Genomic DNA, 17,443 nt, shown 5'->3' with positions numbered 1-17,443 from the left:
TGAACAAAACCAAAACTAGAATAAACATGACACAATTTATTAAAAATGCCGTATTGTCTGCAATGCTTATGGGCTCACTTTCGGGTGTGGCACAGCAAAAACCGGCAGTAAACAAGTATGTACTGGATTTTAAAGACACAGGTGTTAAGATCCAGCCTACCATGTACGGTATCTTTTTTGAAGACATTAACCTGGGAGCCGATGGTGGCCTTTATGCCGAGCTGGTAAAAAACCGCTCGTTTGAATTTGATACGCCGCTTATGGGGTGGGTACAGCCAAACAGCAGTAAGCACTCGCTTAACAAAACTTCCGGTTATGCTAACATAATAGAATCTAAAAAAGCAGGGAATAAAAACTTTGCCAGCATTGAGGTTAACAACGATAAAAACTACGTTCTTCTAAACGAGGGTTTCCGTGGTATAGGTATTAAAGATGGCGATGCTTACAATGTATCTGTAATGGCTGCGAACCAAAGCGGAAACATCAGCAAAATTACTTTTCAGTTTATAGATGAGCAGGACAAAGTAATTGCTGAGAGCTCAGTTAGTCCGGCGGGTAAAGACTGGAAAAAATATACCGCCCAGATGAAAGCTAATAAAACTGTAGCTAAGGGTAAACTGAAAGTTACCTTTACAGGAACAGGTGTAATAAATGTAGATATGTTATCTATATTTCCGGAAGATACATGGAAAAACAGGCCAAACGGACTTCGTAAAGATCTTGTACAAAAACTTTATGACCTTAATCCGGGCTTCCTTCGTTTTCCTGGCGGATGTATTGTTGAAGGGCGCACACTTGAGCAGCGCTACCAGTGGAAAAAAAGTGTGGGTAATGTAGATGATCGCGAAACACTTATAAACCGTTGGAATGTAGAGTTTAACCATAAACTTACACCGGATTATTTCCAGACATTCGGACTTGGGTTTTACGAGTACTTCCAGCTTTCTGAAGATATAGGGGCAGAACCGGTGCCTATTTTAAGTTGTGGTATTGCCTGCCAGTACAACACAGGAGAGCTTGTACCAATGGATCAGCTTGATCCTTACATCCAGGACGCATTAGACCTTATTGAGTTTGCTAACGGTGCCGTAACTACCAAGTGGGGTAAACTACGTAGCGACATGGGGCACCCAAAACCTTTTAACCTTAAAATGATAGGTGTAGGTAACGAGCAATGGGGGCCAGATTATATAGAACGCTATAAAGCATTTGACAAAGCCATACGTGCAAAATATCCTGCAATAAAAATTGTGTCGGGTAGTGGGCCATCTCCGGATGGAGAGCATTTTGAATATGGATGGGATGAACTTAAAAAACTTAAGGCAGACGTTGTAGATGAGCACTACTATAACAGCCCAGAGTGGTTTAAAAAGAATGCAACCCGTTATGATAAGTATGATCGTAAAGGGCCAAAAGTATTTGCCGGAGAGTATGCTGTACAAACAGTAGATATTGCCAGCCCTGATAATAAGAATAACTGGGAGGCTGCACTTTCTGAAGCTGCATTTATGACCGGTCTTGAGCGTAATGCCGATGTGGTATATATGACAAGCTACGCGCCGCTTTTTGCCCATGCTGATGGCTGGCAGTGGACCCCGGACCTTATTTGGTTTAATAACCTTGAAAGCTATGCTACGCCAAACTATTATGTGCAAAAGCTATATGGTAACAATGCGGGTACTAACCTTATTTCTATTACAGAGGGTGGCAAACCTGTTACCGGACAAAACGGTATGTTCTCCAGCGCTGTAATAGACAAGGCGAATAATGAAGTTATAGTTAAGATCGTAAACACATCTGCAAATGCTCAAAAAGCAAACCTTGATGTTAAAGGAGCGAAGCTTGCAGCAAGCGGAACCATGACGGTTTTAAAATCAGATAACCTTAAGGCAGAGAACAACTTTGATAAAGAACCGGTAGCACCGGCCGAGACTACGATCAAGACAGGTAAGAGCAAAATAGAAGCTGAAATACCTGCTTATTCTTTCGTAATTATTAAAGTTAAACTTTCCTAAAATTTTACAAGTGTAATAATTACATTTATTTAAAACAGATTATTATATTTGTAAAAAAATAAACTCACACGATTTAGGAAATGAAGAAATATGTTATAGGATTAGATTATGGTACTGACTCGGTTAGGGCGGTACTTATAGATACGGATAATGGTGCAGAACTGGCATCAGAAGTACACATGTATGCACGCTGGAAAAAAGGTTTGTACTGCGATCCGCAGGCTAATCGTTTCCGCCAGCACCCGCTAGACCATATTGAGGGTATTGAGAATACGATCAAATCGGTAGTGTCTACCAGTGAGGTTAATCCAGAGTTGGTTGTTGGTATTTGTATCGATACCACGGGCTCTTCTCCAATACCGGTAGCGCAGGATGGTACGCCGCTTGCACTGGTTCCCGGTTTTGAAGAAAACCCTAATGCCATGATGATCTTGTGGAAAGACCATACCTCAATAAAAGAAGCTGATGAGATTAATCACCTTGCTGCTACATGGGGTGGAGAAGACTTTACAAAATTTGAAGGCGGTATCTATTCGTCAGAATGGTTTTGGGCTAAGATCCTGCATATTGTAAGGGAAGATGAGGCTGTTAAAAATGCCGCATATACCTGGATGGAGCACTGCGACCTTATGACCTACCTGCTAGCAGATGATAAAGACCTTAAAACCTTTAAGCGCAGCCGTTGTGCCGCAGGCCATAAAGCCATGTGGCATGAAAGCTGGAACGGGCTTCCGCCGGAAGAATTCCTTTCGCAGCTGCACCCGTACCTTGCTTCGCTAAGAAACAATTTATATGATGAAACCTATACATCTGATGTTGTAGCGGGTAACCTTAATGCAGAATGGGCTGCAAAGCTTGGCCTTACAACCAAGACTGTAGTAGCTGTAGGTACCTTTGATGCACACTCTGGCGCTGTAGGTGCTAAAGTAGACGAGAACGTACTGGTACGCATCATGGGTACATCTACCTGCGATATCATGATATCTCCGTCAGAGGTTATTGGTACTAATACTGTAAAAGGTATCTGTGGCCAGGTAAATGGTTCGGTTATACCGGGTCTTATCGGTCTTGAAGCCGGCCAGTCTGCCTTTGGCGATGTACTGGCATGGTTCAAAAATATCCTTTCATGGCCTATAGATAACCTGGTGCTTACATCAGATATCCTTACGGCAGAGCAAAAGCAAAAACTTGCCGATGAGGTAGATGCTAACTTTATACGTACGCTTACTAAGCAAGCAGAGAATATCCCGTTGTCTGAAGCAGTTCCTGTAGCGCTTGACTGGGTTAACGGCCGCCGTACTCCGGATGCTAACCAGGAGCTTAAGGCTGCAATCAGCGGATTGTCTCTGGGTACAAAAGCACCTCACATCTTTAAGGCATTGGTAAACGCCATTTGCTTTGGTTCTAAAATGATTGTAGACCGTTTTGAGAGCGAAGGTGTAAAGATCAATGCTGTAATAGGTATTGGTGGTGTGGCACGTAAGTCGCCATTCATCATGCAAACACTTGCTAACGTGCTTAATATGCCTATTAAAGTTGCCGAAAGCGACCAGGCACCTGCACTTGGCGCTGCTATTTATGCCGCTGTTGCAGCAGGTGTATATGGCGATGTTATTGAAGCCAGTAAAAAAATGGGGTCTGATTTTGAGGCAGAATACTTCCCTCAGGCAGGCCACGTAGAAAAATACGAAGCTTTAATGGAGTCTTACAAGCAGTTAGGTACTTTTGTTGAAAATGTAATAAAAGAAAAAAAGTATGAGCTTATATAAAAGCCTGAAAGAGGAATGCTATGAGGCTAATATGCAGCTTGATGCCCTTAAGCTGGTTATATACACCTTTGGTAACGTTAGTGCGGTAGACCGTGCACGCGGTATATTTGCCATAAAACCAAGCGGCGTTCCTTATGATATTTTAAAGCCTGAGGATATTGTTATCCTTGACTATGATAACAACATTATAGAAGGTACCATGCGCCCGTCTTCAGACACTAAAACGCATGCTTACCTATACAAGCACTGGGAAAAGATAGGTGGTATTGCGCATACGCATGCTACTTATTCTGTTGCGTGGGCACAGTCGCAAATGGATATTCCTATTTTAGGTACAACCCATGCAGACCACCTTACGGCAGATATTCCGTGCGCTCCACCTATGGCAGATGCACTTATTGAGGGTAATTATGAGCACAATACCGGTATCCAGATACTGGACTGCTTTAAGGATAAAGGTATTTCTTATGAAGAGGTAGAAATGGTATTGCTGGGCAACCACGGGCCATTTACCTGGGGTAAGAATGCTGCCAAGGCAGTATACAACAGTAAGGTGCTTGAGGCTGTAGCCGAGATGGCTTACCTTACCCGCCAGATCAACCCGAATGCACCGCGCATGAAGGATTCTTTAATTCAAAAACACTACGACCGTAAGCATGGAAAAGATGCGTACTACGGACAAAGTTAACAATGCCTTAATTAGTTTAACCACATAGATACATAGCCAATGAATGGCCTGTGAAAACGGGAAGATTATATAGGGAGCTTCGCTTCAATATAGGCTATGTTAAAAAGAATTTTCTATGTTTCCTTTTTAGGATTAGATGCTATGTACCTATGTGGTTAATAATATTTGGGCAAAAAGTTAGTATATTTATTTTACCGCTATGCCTATCGTTATAAAGCAGGATTTTGGCTATATCGGGTAAATGATATTATAATCAAACCAAACTGAATTATGAAAAACGTAAAAATCGCCCTTTGCACACTAATGAGTGCTACGATGCTTATTAGCTGCAAAGAGGAGAAAAAAGAAGAAACCATGACCGAACAAACCGCACCGGCTGCTAAGAGTACTATCGAAAAATCTGATTATGCCACAACGGCTGAAGGCGTAAAGATCGAAAAGTACACACTTACCAATGCTAACGGCATGAAGATGGAAGTAATCACTATGGGTGGTGATATCCTTTCGCTTACAGCCCCGGATAAAGACGGTAAATTTGAAGATGTGGTTTTAGGCTATACGTCTCCGGATCTGTACCTTTCTTCTAACCCTTATTTCTTTGGCGCAATCATTGGCCGTTATGGCAATCGTATCGCTAAAGGTAAATTTAGCCTTGACGGCAAAGAGTACCAGCTAACGGTAAATGATGGGCCTAACTCGCTGCATGGTGGTAAAGGTTTTGACAAAAGGGTTTGGACTGCTGAGCCGATTGAGGGCGATGCGCCGTCTATCAAACTTAGCTACACCGCTAAAGATGGCGAAGAAGGTTACCCTGGCAACCTTAAAGTTGTGGTTACCTACACGCTAAGCAATGATAATGCGCTTGAAATTAAATATGAAGCTGAAACCGATAAGAAAACGGTTGTAAACCTTACGCAGCACAGCTACTTTAACCTAAGCGGCAAATTCAAAACAATTCTTGATCACGAACTGGAGCTTAAGGCAGATAAATTCCTTCCGGTAGATGCTACGCTGATACCTACAGGAGAGCTTAAGGCAGTTACAGGCACAGCGTTTGATTTTACTGCTGCTAAAGAGATAGGTAAAGACATTAACGCTACAGATGACCAGCTTAAAAAAGGCGGCGGTTTTGACCACTGCTGGGTATTTACAGACAGTAGCAATAAGGTAAAAGAAGTAGGTAGTGTATACCACAAAGCTTCTGGCCGTTATATGCAGGTATTTACAGACCAGCCTGCCATACAGTTTTACAGCGGTAACTTTATAGATGGCACTAAACCTGCCAAAGGTGGTGGTAACTATGAAAAACGCAGCGGTCTTTGCCTGGAAACGCAACATTATCCTGATGCGCCTAACCAGCCAAAATTCCCTACTACAACATTAAACCCGGGAGAAAAATATAGTACAACTACTATCTACAAATTCTCGGCAAAAAAATAACAAGCAATATTTTGTTAGGTTAGTTATATAAGTTTGGGTTACTTATTTTGCTAATGAGACCGGTTCCTGGCAGGGAACCGGTTTTTTGTTTATATGTATTGATAAGAATGATTATTTTTGATTTCAAACCAATACTTTATGATCGATTTTCTAATACGGTATTTCTTAATTTTTTTATTATCCTGTAATTGTTTTTCTCAAGATATGGTCTTTGTAGGATACAATAAAGGAAATCCAGTTTTTGATTCTTTTAATGAGAACAAATTGTATGTATTAATTGAAGGGAAACCTGAATTATTTCTTACCTATCCTAAAGGTAAAGCGATACATCTTATAAAAGATGATTGTATGATAAGTAATGTTAAAAAACACTTAGTAGTTTCCTTTAAAGGTAAAGACACAGACTATAACATAAATTCAGCATTTATTGCTGCAGATGATTGCGGAAATGTATTTATAACTGATTCAGAAGACAGTATTATCCAGTTATTTGGTGGTAAAATGAAAGAAACCGGAATTAATGGTTTTGTTGTAGCAGTGGCCGGTAATACTCTCTATTACAGCGTGACGCATGACCCGGATATAGTAAATGCAAATGCAGATTTGTATGCCTGGTCTTTAGACGGTAATAGGCCGCCAAAATGTATTGTAAAAAATATTTCGGGAGAATCTACAGCAATACTGAAAGATGGTAAATTGATATATGATGAGGTTTTATATAAAGGTAAATTTATACCTGTATTGTATAATGTAGAGGTGAGTAAATATTCTAAAATACAGGTGCCGGATGAGTATTCTAACGTTATACCATTTTATCTTGTAAATGAAAATATGCTTGTGTTTTATAAATCTAACCCTCTTTCTTTTCTTAAAATTAAAGTGCCTTTTATTTTTGATTTTAAGCGGTAAAATCTACAAGTATAGAAATAAAAAAACAGCCCCTTTCAGGGCTGTTTACTCAAAAAATGTAACACTTATAATCTTAGAATTTCATTATAAAACCACCGTTTGGCTTTAGCTTTACGGTAGTTTTACCAGGTTTTACAACCGTCTTATCAAATAAAGAGGCAGCACCATCGGTAATCATGTAGCCATCCTTTTTAAGGAATGAAAGGTCGATGCTGATGTCTTTGGCTTTATCCTCGCCGTTAATGCCTGTAATAAACCAGGCATCGCCTTTGCGGCGTGCTATTACCACATCTTTACCCGGATAACCAGCCACTAATTTACTCTCGTCCCATGCGGTAGGAATATCTTTAAGATAAGTAACTACATAATCCGGCATTTTTGCCATGCCTTCCGGTATTTCGGCAAGGTGCTGTATGCCCGACATAAATAGGGTAGGCAGTGCCAACTCAAACCCGCTTGTGGTCCTGCGGTTAATGTTTGGTATTTTGTCCAGTGCCATAGGGGTAAAGTCCATAGGGTCGTAAAGATTACGCGTAAACGGAATTATAGCAGCGTGAGATGGCTCATGGTCGGCATTTTGCTGTTCAAACGTAATATATTCAAAACCTTTGATTGCTTCTGCAGTCATCAGGTTAGGGTAGGTGCGTTGCCATCCCCTTGGTAAGGTAGCCCCGTGAAAGTTTACCAGTATCTTATGCTTTAATGCTGATTTTAGTATGTCATGATAGTAAGCGATCATACTTTGGCCATCTCCGCCAAAAAAGTCGATTTTTACACCTCCCACACCAAGGTCTTCCAGCATCTTGAATTCCTTTTCACGGCCTTCAGCTGTAAGAAATTTATCTTTAGGGCCATAAGGTACGGTGTTCCAGTCTCCGGCAGAATTATACCATAGTATTAGTTTTACATTGCGTTCTTTTGCATAAGCTAAAAGTTCTTTTATCTTATCCATGCCTATGCGCTTGTGCCAGTCGGCATCAATAAGGCAGTACGGCCAGTTCATATCATGTGCATAATCAATAAACTGCTTTGTAGTATCATAGTTAACAGAATCGTCTTTTAAGATGGCCCAGCTCCATGAAGATATACCCGGTTTTACAAACGCAGTGTTGCCCTCAACAGTCTTGTCTGCAAGGTCAGTACCCAGGGTTGAATCGGTTACATCATTAAGGCTGCCTATGGCAAGTATGCGCCATGGTGTTTCCCACGGTGTTTTAGATTCAGGGTTTAGGGCTGCATCTGCAGCAAAACGTTCTTTATCCTGTGGGAAGACAATTTTAATGGTTTTGGCATCTTTATCATAATCAAGGTGCGATGCACAGTAATTACTTCCCAACCCGGTTTCAGATACCGATACCCAGGTGTCTCCGGCTTTAAACAGCGCAGGGAATACCCATCCCTGACCAATTGTAGATGGCGTGCCCACCGGAACATAAAGCTGGTAATATTCTTCGTAAGCAGGGTTAGAATGTTCCCATCCTGATTTTACTTCACTCATGGGTTGTAGCCATGCTTTGCTACCTGCCACAAAATTAAAGCTTGTTTTCTCCTCTGTAATATACTTTACATCTTCAGATGTTTCAGGAAATTTATATTTAAAAGCAAGTCCGTGCTCTGATACGTTAAAGATAACGTCCATTTTTTGGCCGTCCTTATTTTCAAGGTGCAGTACCTTTTGATTTGCGGTGTAGGTAATGTCTTTTTTCTTACCCTGTAGCATGGTGTAGCTATCAGTAACTTTTTCGCTATCGCCAATAGATGCTACATGCAGGTGCTCAAAAAAATTGGCATCTTTACGCACAAGGCCTATGTAAGAGGTATCAATAACAACGGTTTTATTATTTTTTACAAGATAGTATGCCTGTTCTTTTTTGTTTACGCCAAAGTCTACTGTAAGCTTGCCGTCCGGGCTGGCCTCAGTGCCACTTGTCTTAACACCCGACGCGCATGATGCCAGGATAAGCGCCAGCGATGCAAGGCTGAGTTTTTGAATCATAATATTGAGGTTTGGTTTAATAAAACGTTATAGTTGTAAGCGAAATAAAAAGCCACTTTACAGAACAGAGGTTCGATAAAATGGCTTTAAAAATTGGTGTAATTAAAATTATTTTTTGCGTGCTATAACTTTTTGCACTGCTTTAATAATGTGTTCAGCATCCAGGCCGTACTTAGTCATAAGCTGGGCAGGGGTTCCGCTTTCGCCAAAGCTGTCGTTAACAGCAACATACTCCTGTGGGGCAGGGTTGTTGGTTGCAAGCAGCTGTGCAATACTATCGCCCAGGCCACCCAGCCTGTTATGTTCTTCGGCAGTAACCACGCAGCCTGTTTTGGCTACCGATTTTAGTACTGCTTCTGCATCCAGAGGCTTAATGGTATGAATGTTAATGATCTCTGCATCAATGCCCATTTCTGCAAGTTTTTCGCCTGCTTGTATGGCTTCCCATACTAAGTGGCCTGTAGCAAAAATACTTACGTCTGCACCTTCGTTTACCATCCATGCCTTACCTATCTCAAACTTCTGGTCTGCATCGGTAAATATAGGCACCACCGGACGGCCAAAACGTAGGTATACAGGACCTTCATATTCAGCAATGGCTATAGTAGCCGCCTTTGTCTGGTTGTAATCGCACGGGTTGATAACCGTCATGCCCGGAAGCATCTTCATAAGGCCTATATCCTCCAGTATCTGGTGGGTTGCACCATCTTCACCCAGTGTTAGACCGGCGTGAGATGCACATATTTTTACATTTTTGTCTGAGTAGGCAACACTCTGGCGTATCTGGTCGTAAACCCTTCCTGTAGAAAAGTTTGCAAACGTACCCGTAAACGGAATTTTTCCGCCTATGGTAAGACCTGCCGCGATGCCTATCATGTTAGCCTCGGCAATACCTACCTGTATAAAACGCTCAGGAAATTCATTGATGAAATCCTGCATTTTTAGCGAGGCAACAAGGTCAGCACACAGTGCCACAACATTGCTGTTGCGCCTGCCTGCCTCAAGCAATCCCGCCCCAAAGCCGGAACGCGTATCTTTTGATTCTGTGTATGTGTATTTTTTCATGCTTTTTCTCATTTAAGAATTTAATGATTGAAAGATTTAAAAATTGCAGTATGGTTAAACCGTCCTGAATCTTTCAATATTTAAATTTTCAATCTTTAAATTAATAATCCCCAAGCGTTTCTTCAAGTTGTACCAGTGCGGCTTCAAGCTGAGCATCGTTTGGTGCGGCACCATGCCATTTGTGGCTGCCCATCATGTAGTCTACGCCGTGGCCCATACCTGTTTTTAGCAAAATAACAATAGGTTTGCCCTGGCCTGTAAGTTCTTTAGCTTCGGCAAGTTTGGCAACTATTGTAGCCATATCGTTACCATCGCTTTCAAGTACTGTCCAGTCAAACGCTGCAAATTTGGCCTTAAGGTCGCCCAGAGAAAGTACCTGGCTTGTAGGCCCGTCTATCTGCTGGCCGTTGTAGTCTACAGCACATATAAGGTTATCTACACGGTTGTGCGGTGCAAACATTGCTGCTTCCCATATCTGGCCTTCCTGAAGTTCGCCATCGCCAAAAAGCGCATATACAAGGCTGTTATCACCATTTAGTTTTTTGGCTAAAGCCGAACCTATGGCAACACTCATTCCTTGCCCTAATGAACCCGATGCAATCCGGATACCCGGTAGGTGCTCGTGCGTGGTGGGGTGGCCCTGAAGCCTTGTGTTTAACTTACGAAAAGTAGCAAGCTCACTCTTATCATAGTAACCTGCATGTGCCAGTACGCTGTAAAACAGCGGAGAGATGTGACCGTTAGAAAGGAAGAACAAATCTTCATTTTTACCGTCCATATCAAAACCCTCTTTGCGGGTCATGGCATTAAAATACAATGCTACAAGATAGTCAGTACAGCCCAGAGATCCGCCCGGGTGGCCACTCTGGCAGCCGTGTACCATACGCACAATGTCGCGGCGCACCTGGCTGGCTATCTGTTCTAATTTTTTTATATCGGTTATCTTTTCCATAAATAATTATGCTTTTGAAGCCGCTGCAGCGTGGTCTGCCAGGAACTGGGCAAGGCCATTATCGGTAAGCGGGTGTTTAAGTAACGATTCTATTGCGCTAAGCGGGCCTGTAATAACATCAGCGCCCAGTTTTGCACAGTTTACAATATGCATAGTGTGGCGCACAGATGCTGCAAGTATTTCTGTCTCATAACCGTAGTTATCATAGATCTGGCGGATTTCCTGGATAAGGTTAAGTCCGTCTGTAGAAATATCGTCAAGGCGGCCTACAAAAGGCGATACATAGGTAGCGCCTGCCTTAGCGGCAAGTAGTGCCTGACCAGCAGAGAATACAAGGGTTACATTAGTTTTGATACCTTTTTCTGAAAAGTATTTTGCAGCTTTTACACCGTCTTTTATCATAGGTAGTTTTACCACGATTTGTGGGTGCAGGGCAGCAAGAGCTTCGCCTTCGGCAACCATTTCGTTAAAAGTAGTTGCAATAACCTCTGCACTAACATCGCCATCGGTAATTTCGCAAATGGCTTTGTAGTGGTTTATAATATTTTCCTGTCCGGTAATACCTTCCTTAGCCATAAGCGACGGGTTAGTAGTTACACCATCCAGCACGCCAAGCTCGTGTGCCTCTTTAATCTGGGCAAGGTTAGCGGTGTCAATAAAAAATTTCATATTGTGTGAGTTTAAGTTTTACCAGAATGTTATATAAAGTCCGGCAACACATAGTAATGTTACTACGATAAGCGCCAGTGTAGAAGGAGCCACTTTAAACATAGCAGTATCCAGTCCGTATGCTTTAGGATTGATCTTAGGGCCGGCAAGGCTCATAGCGATCATCATTAGCAAGGTAAAGAAAAATGCCCAGCCCATACAGATAAGGAATGGTATTTCATAATGCCCAGCTGCATTTTGGTAAGCTGTCCATAAAATGGTTTCAGGGCCAAACAAATCTACTGCATAGCTATTAAAGAATACAGACAGCACAAAGCCACCTACAACACCTGCAACAGCTGCTGCACCGGTAGTACGTTTCCAGAACATACCTAAAAGGAACACTGCAAATACACCCGGGCTAAAGAAGCCTGTATATTTTTGGATAAAGGTAAATCCGCCTTCGCCACCTATTCCAAGAGCGTCATTCCATGTAAGTGCTACAGAGAAGATAATGGCAGCAAGGATAGCGATACGCCCCATGATTACCAGTTTTTTCTCGCCTGCATCTTTGTTGATGTAACGCTTGTAAATATCCAGTGTAAATATTGTTGAGATACTGTTTGCCTTACCTGCAAGCGATGCTACGATAGCAGCAGTAAGTGCAGCAACCGAAAGACCTTTTAATCCTGTTGGTAGGAAACTAAGGATAGCTGAGTAAGCGTTATCTGCCTTAAAGGCTTCTCCTACACCCATTTCTGTTTGAAGAGCGCCATTTTTGTAAAGTACATAAGCAGCAATACCCGGAAGCATTACAATTACCGGCATAGCCAGTTTCATGAAACCTGCAAACAGGATACCTGTACGTGCTGTTTTAAGATCGGCACCCAGGGCACGTTGTGTAATGTACTGGTTACAACCCCAATAGTTAAGGTTAACGATCCAGATACCTGCAAAATACATTGCAATACCAGGAAGCATAAGGTATTTGTTTACTTCAGCCTGGCTTGCACCCGGTCCCGGTTTTGTACCCATAAGCTGGAAGTGGTCCGGAGCATCCTGCATCATGGCCTTAAAGCCAGCAATAGCATCTGTACCTAACCCAAAGTGCTCGCTAACAAGGGTAAGCGCTATGTAAGTAGTAGCAAGGCCACCTATTACAAGTACTACTACCTGTATAACGTCTGTAAAGCCAATAACCTTCATACCGCCCAGTGTAATGAACAGGGAGAAGATAGCCATAACAATAACAATGGTATGGAAATGATCCATGCCTGCCATGTTTGCTATAGCAATAGCACCCAGATAAAGGATAGAAGTAAGGTTTACAAACACATATAAAAACAGCCAGAATATAGCCATAATAAGGCTCGTAGTCTGGTTATACCTGTTTTCGAGGAACTGAGGCATGGTAAATATCTTATTTTTAAGATATACGGGTATAAACCATACAGCCACAATAATAAGTGCTATGGCAGCAATCCACTCATAAGCGGCTACCGCTACACCCACCACAAAACCGTTACCGCTCATTCCGATAAACTGCTCTGCAGAGATGTTAGATGCAATAAGCGATGCACCAATGGCCCACCATGTAAGCGAACCTTCGGCAAGGAAAAAGTCTTTAGAGTCAGACACTTCGCCTTCTTCCTTTTTTTTGCTTTTGTAAATATAATACCCGTAACCGGAGACTATGAAAAAGTAAGCAATGAAAATTACATAATCAATGGTTTCAAAATTGCCCATAATTTATAACGTTTGAGATTTGGTTTAAAAAGTGCCTAAGATAGCACTTTACTATTTAAAGGCAATATCGTTCCACCTAAGTTCATTCTTGATGCTGTCTATAGTAGAATCTTTACCAATGCGGATAAATTCGATACCTGCCATCTCTGTAAAATCCTGTATGGTTTCTGCAGAAAGGTTCTGGCTGTAAGCAGTGTGGTGAGCACCACCGGCATAGATCCATCCGGCACAACCGGTTTTCATGTCAGGAAGTGGTTTCCAAAGAACGCGTGCTACCGGTAGGTTTGGTAATTCATGTTGTGGCTCTACAGCTTCAACTTCGTTAACAATCATACGGAAACGGTTACCCACGTCTATGATAGAAGCGTTTAGGGCTGCGCCACCGGCTACATTAAATACAAGGCGTGCAGGGTCTGCCTTACCACCAATACCTAATGGGTGCACCTCAAGGCTTGGTTTTGTAGAAGCAAGCGACTCGTCGATCTCAAGCATGTGAGAACCAAGTACAAGCTCGTTGTTAGGGTCAAAGTGGTAGGTGTAGTCTTCCATAAAGCCGTTACCGCCTTCAAGGCCGCTACCCATAACTTTAAATGCACGCACAAGGGCTGCTGTTTTCCAGTCGCCTTCTCCGGCAAAGCCAAAGCCATCTGCAAGAAGCCTTTGTACCGCAAGGCCCGGAAGCTGTACCATACCATGAAGGTCTTCAAAAGTATCAGAGAAGCCTTTAAAGCCACCGTCTACCAGGAATTTGCGAAGTGCAATTTCAATTCTTGCCGCTTCGTATACAGAGCTGTGACGCTCACCACCCGGAAGCAGGTCAGCCGCAATGGTGTATTTTTCTTTATATTCTTCGATAAGTGCTTCAATATCGTTTGCGGAAACTGCGTCGATTAAAGCCACAAGATCGCCAATACCATAGCTGTTTACAGAGAAACCGAACTGAAGTTCTGCCTCAACTTTATCGCCATCTGTTACGGCAACAAAACGCATATTATCTCCAAAACGGGCAAATTTACCACCTTGCCAGTCATGCCATCCGGCTGCTGCACGGCTCCAGTTGCCTATTTGCTCTTCTACATCGGCAGATTGCCAGTGACCTACAACAACTTTACGGTTTTTGCGCATGCGCGATACCATAAAACCAAACTCACGGTCGCCGTGTGCACTCTGGTTAAGGTTCATAAAGTCCATATCCATAGAGCTCCACGGAATGTCGCGGTTGTATTGTGTGTGCAGGTGCAGTAAAGGTTTCTTTAAAGCAGCAAGACCCCTGATCCACATTTTGGCAGGAGAAAAAGTGTGCATCCAGGTAATAACACCTATTACATTTTCGGCAGTGTTTGCAGCTACAAGCGTATCATATATTTCCTGAGTACTTTTTACAGTAGGCTTATATACCACACGTACAGGTATTTTGCCCGAAGCGTCAAGGCCTTTTGCAATTTCCTGAGAATGTTCTGCTACAAGTCTAAGTGTTTCATCGCCATAAAGGTTTTGGCTTCCGGTTACAAACCACACCTCAAATGTTTTTAAGTCAATCATAATTATGTTTGTAAAAAATTGTTGTTTGTTGTGGGGTAACTACCCCTTTTTAAGTCTGTTAGTTTCTGTTAAAGAAACTATAAATTAATAAGTGTCGAAATAACACTAATTTTTCGACATATACAAGAGTTAGACCAAAAAAATATAGATTTTATAAATTATGCCTATAAAATTAACGTCTGTATAAAATGTGTGCGTAAAAGAATTATACATTTTATGATATCGATACTTATAGGTTTATGCGGTATTATGTACCGAAGTAGAAGGGAGCTTGTGATTGAACTTCCGCCCGTGAGATAATTCATGTTCTATATAATTTCATAGTGTTTTCTGTTTAAATTGGTTAGGGTGAGAATTAGTTATAGTCAAATGTACTATAATTATTTAATGCACATTACTTTTTCGTCTTTTTTTTCAAAGAAAGTTGCTAAAACAATAATTGTGATTGTCTTTTGAATGAAATTTAATACCATCATATTATTTGTAATTCAAGAACAATCAAATTTACTATTTTTGCTTTTTATTGAAGCAATGAAAAATATTATAATTGTATATTTTACACTTATAATTATATCTTTGCGTAACTAACCTTTATTAGTATAAAAATGACATCATCTTACGCGCCGGTTGTTATAAGAAGGGCAGTAGCAGCCATGTTTTTTATGGCGGGGCTTGTTTTTAGCAGTTGGGCATCGCGCATTGCTACTATACAGCAAAAACTTTCGCTTAGCGAAGCAGCACTGGGCGCGGTACTTTTTGCATTACCTGTAGGCCTTATGATTTCGCTGCCGTTGGCGGGCTGGGCAGTAAATAAAGTAGGCAGCCGCAAAGTACTTGCCGTAGCATTAATGATGTATGGTGTATCGCTGGTGGGGCTTGGGCTTGTACCTAATATATACCTGTTAGCGGCTAACCTGGTGCTGTTTGGAATGGCTAGTAATTCGGTAAACATATCTGTAAACACACAGGCAGTAGCAACAGAGGTATTGTATAAAAAGCCCATTATGGCATCGTTTCACGGTTTGTGGAGCCTTGCCGGTTTTGTAGGTGCAAGTGTGGGTACGCTGATGATAGGGCAGGGGGTAGACCCAATGCCACATTTTATATTGATAGCCATTATTACAGTAATATCGGTTATTGTATGCTTAAAATACCTGCATAACGACAAGGGGGCAGAAAAGAAAAAGAGTGCCTTTGCCAAACCCGACAGTGCACTTATTACCCTTGGCTTAATTGCATTTTGCTCTATGGTTATAGAAGGTGCTATGTTTGACTGGAGTACCATATATTTTAAAAAGGTAGTATTGGCTCCCGGTGCATGGGTAGGCGCGGGTTATACTGCCGGTATGTGTGCCATGGCAAGCGGACGTTTTGTTGCCGATAGTTTTGCGGCACGCTTCGGGTTAAAAACTACATTGCAGGTTAGCGGTACGCTGAGCCTTACGGGGTTGTTGCTGGTGGTTATTTTCCCTACGCTGATACCCTCTATAATAGGTTTCCTGTTTATAGGTGCGGGTATATCTAGCGTGGTGCCGTTAGTGTACAGTGCCGCTGGTCGCAGCACAACCATGCAGCCTGGCCCGGCTATTGCAGCCGTAAGTACCATTAGTTTTGTGGGCTTTTTAGTAGGGCCCCCGGTTATTGGTTTCCTGGCAGAAGCATCAAGCCTCAAAGTTTCGTTTTTATTCCTTGCGTTTATGGCGTTGCTGGTTATTGCCTTTACTACAAAGGCTAAGGTGTAAGTTGTTTATTTTTTGGCTTTCGCAAAATTTTCGCTTACGCGGAAAGCTACTATACGCTTTATTAAGTCTAAAGGCATCGGTTCTGTAATAGGAAATTGTACCGAGCCTTTACCTTGCTTATATTTACTAAGTTCATTTTTAAAAGCCTCATGGCCTGTAGGCGTGGCATAAAAACCAATGTGTTTTTTATAACCCGCAAAATATACCAGCGGTTTTCCGTTTAGTTTGTAGGCTGGCATGGCATAGCTAATACTTTCCTCGGCATCAGGTGCTGTTTGTATAATAACATCCCGAACCCGTTGTAAGAGTTTTTGGGTTTCGGGTGGAAACTGGGCGATGTATTGATTTACGGTTTTCATTCTTCTGTAAGATTGCTGCCTTCAGGCAATTTTTCAGATAATAATGTTTGTAGCTTTTTCCACTCCCCATTTTCTCCAAACCCTTCAGCATTTTCATCTGTACCAATAATTGCTAACTGTTGACAACCGAAGCATAATTTTGCAATACCTGTAATTTGACCTGATTTTTTAAATACGATTATATCTCTATAGAAGGGCTCGCATAGTGTTGCAACATCAGGTTTTAAATTATTACTTTTAAAAATCTCTTTAAACTGAACAATTTTGTCTGGGTTTATCTCAATTTTTACAGGATAGAACTGCTCTACACCGCCAATAAATTTTGTATTGTGGATGGTTCTTGGGTAATCATAATGTCCCCATAAGAGAGCGGAGAATAATTCGAAATTTTTATCGTTAGTATTTTTATTCTTTAAGATAGAAAACTCTTCTTGAGTAATATCGCTATGATAATGCGTTACATTATCAAAATCAAAAAAGGGTTGCTGTTCGCAACCTGTTAGAAAAATAAGGAGCAGACAAAGAGATAATATTTTTTTCATGGTGGTTGGTTTAAGCTTGTTTTAATCAGT

14 protein-coding genes are annotated in these 17,443 nt (G+C 41.7%); 6 read left to right on the top strand and 8 right to left on the bottom strand.

Annotated elements, in window-relative coordinates; translation table 11 throughout:
- The first annotated feature begins 26 nt into the window (after positions 1-26).
- The 5 genes from DYH63_RS12220 (at position 27) to DYH63_RS12200 (ending at position 6,821) form a co-directional block, all read left to right on the top strand.
- Positions 27-2,015, top strand: coding sequence for an alpha-L-arabinofuranosidase family protein (locus DYH63_RS12220; protein WP_116789073.1), 1,989 nt, complete (start codon positions 27-29; stop codon positions 2,013-2,015).
- Between the two features lie 80 nt (positions 2,016-2,095).
- A complete protein-coding gene (locus DYH63_RS12215; protein ID WP_116789072.1) occupies positions 2,096-3,784 on the top strand; it encodes a ribulokinase in 1,689 nt (562 codons plus the stop codon).
- On the top strand, positions 3,771-4,472 hold the full coding sequence (locus DYH63_RS12210; protein ID WP_116789071.1) for an L-ribulose-5-phosphate 4-epimerase: 702 nt from the start codon (positions 3,771-3,773) through the stop codon (positions 4,470-4,472). The genes DYH63_RS12215 and DYH63_RS12210 overlap by 14 nt, the downstream gene beginning before the upstream one ends.
- Before the next feature lie 270 nt (positions 4,473-4,742).
- Positions 4,743-5,912, top strand: coding sequence for an aldose epimerase family protein (locus DYH63_RS12205; protein WP_240408985.1), 1,170 nt, complete (start codon positions 4,743-4,745; stop codon positions 5,910-5,912).
- A gap of 138 nt (positions 5,913-6,050) precedes the next feature.
- Positions 6,051-6,821: a hypothetical protein gene (locus tag DYH63_RS12200; RefSeq protein ID WP_162927014.1), complete on the top strand. Its 771-nt coding sequence runs from the start codon at positions 6,051-6,053 to the stop codon at positions 6,819-6,821.
- 73 nt (positions 6,822-6,894) lie between these two features.
- Here the strand turns inward: DYH63_RS12200 and DYH63_RS12195 are convergent, their stop codons facing one another.
- The 6 genes from DYH63_RS12195 to araA all read right to left on the bottom strand — a co-directional run bounded on the left by DYH63_RS12195 (position 6,895) and on the right by araA (position 14,770).
- On the bottom strand, positions 6,895-8,817 hold the full coding sequence (locus DYH63_RS12195; RefSeq protein WP_116789068.1) for a glycoside hydrolase family 97 protein: 1,923 nt from the start codon (positions 8,815-8,817) through the stop codon (positions 6,895-6,897).
- A gap of 108 nt (positions 8,818-8,925) precedes the next feature.
- Positions 8,926-9,882, bottom strand: a complete 957-nt coding sequence (locus DYH63_RS12190; protein ID WP_116790821.1) for a transketolase family protein — start codon at positions 9,880-9,882, stop codon at positions 8,926-8,928.
- A 100-nt stretch (positions 9,883-9,982) separates the two neighbouring features.
- Positions 9,983-10,825: a transketolase gene (locus DYH63_RS12185; protein WP_205528322.1), complete on the bottom strand. Its 843-nt coding sequence runs from the start codon at positions 10,823-10,825 to the stop codon at positions 9,983-9,985.
- Between the two features lie 15 nt (positions 10,826-10,840).
- Positions 10,841-11,503 (bottom strand): fructose-6-phosphate aldolase, encoded by a 663-nt coding sequence (fsa, locus tag DYH63_RS12180; protein WP_116789066.1) that lies wholly within the window; start codon positions 11,501-11,503, stop codon positions 10,841-10,843.
- A gap of 18 nt (positions 11,504-11,521) precedes the next feature.
- Positions 11,522-13,228: a sodium:solute symporter family transporter gene (locus DYH63_RS12175; RefSeq protein ID WP_116789065.1), complete on the bottom strand. Its 1,707-nt coding sequence runs from the start codon at positions 13,226-13,228 to the stop codon at positions 11,522-11,524.
- Positions 13,229-13,279: 51 nt separating this feature from the next.
- Positions 13,280-14,770 carry an L-arabinose isomerase gene (gene araA, locus DYH63_RS12170; RefSeq protein ID WP_116789064.1) on the bottom strand — a complete coding sequence of 497 codons (1,491 nt, stop codon included), beginning with the start codon at positions 14,768-14,770 and terminating at the stop codon, positions 13,280-13,282.
- A 605-nt stretch (positions 14,771-15,375) separates the two neighbouring features.
- Between araA and DYH63_RS12165 the strand changes: the two genes are divergently transcribed.
- On the top strand, positions 15,376-16,512 hold the full coding sequence (locus DYH63_RS12165) for an MFS transporter (protein WP_116789063.1): 1,137 nt from the start codon (positions 15,376-15,378) through the stop codon (positions 16,510-16,512).
- A 5-nt stretch (positions 16,513-16,517) separates the two neighbouring features.
- Here DYH63_RS12165 and DYH63_RS12160 read toward each other — a convergent pair whose 3' ends face one another.
- Both DYH63_RS12160 and DYH63_RS12155 read right to left on the bottom strand, forming a co-directional pair.
- A complete protein-coding gene (locus tag DYH63_RS12160; protein ID WP_116789062.1) occupies positions 16,518-16,871 on the bottom strand; it encodes an iron chaperone in 354 nt (117 codons plus the stop codon).
- Entirely contained in the window at positions 16,868-17,413 is a 546-nt protein-coding gene (locus DYH63_RS12155) for a hypothetical protein (protein WP_116789061.1), read from the bottom strand. The genes DYH63_RS12160 and DYH63_RS12155 overlap by 4 nt, the downstream gene beginning before the upstream one ends.
- Positions 17,414-17,443 lie beyond the last annotated feature (30 nt).

The sequence above is a fragment of the Flavobacterium psychrotrophum genome (assembly GCF_003403075.1).
Classification (GTDB): Bacteria; Bacteroidota; Bacteroidia; order Flavobacteriales; family Flavobacteriaceae; genus Flavobacterium; species Flavobacterium psychrotrophum.
The sequence above is the reverse complement of the archived record's forward strand: the minus strand, read 5'-3'. Positions and strand labels throughout refer to the sequence as shown.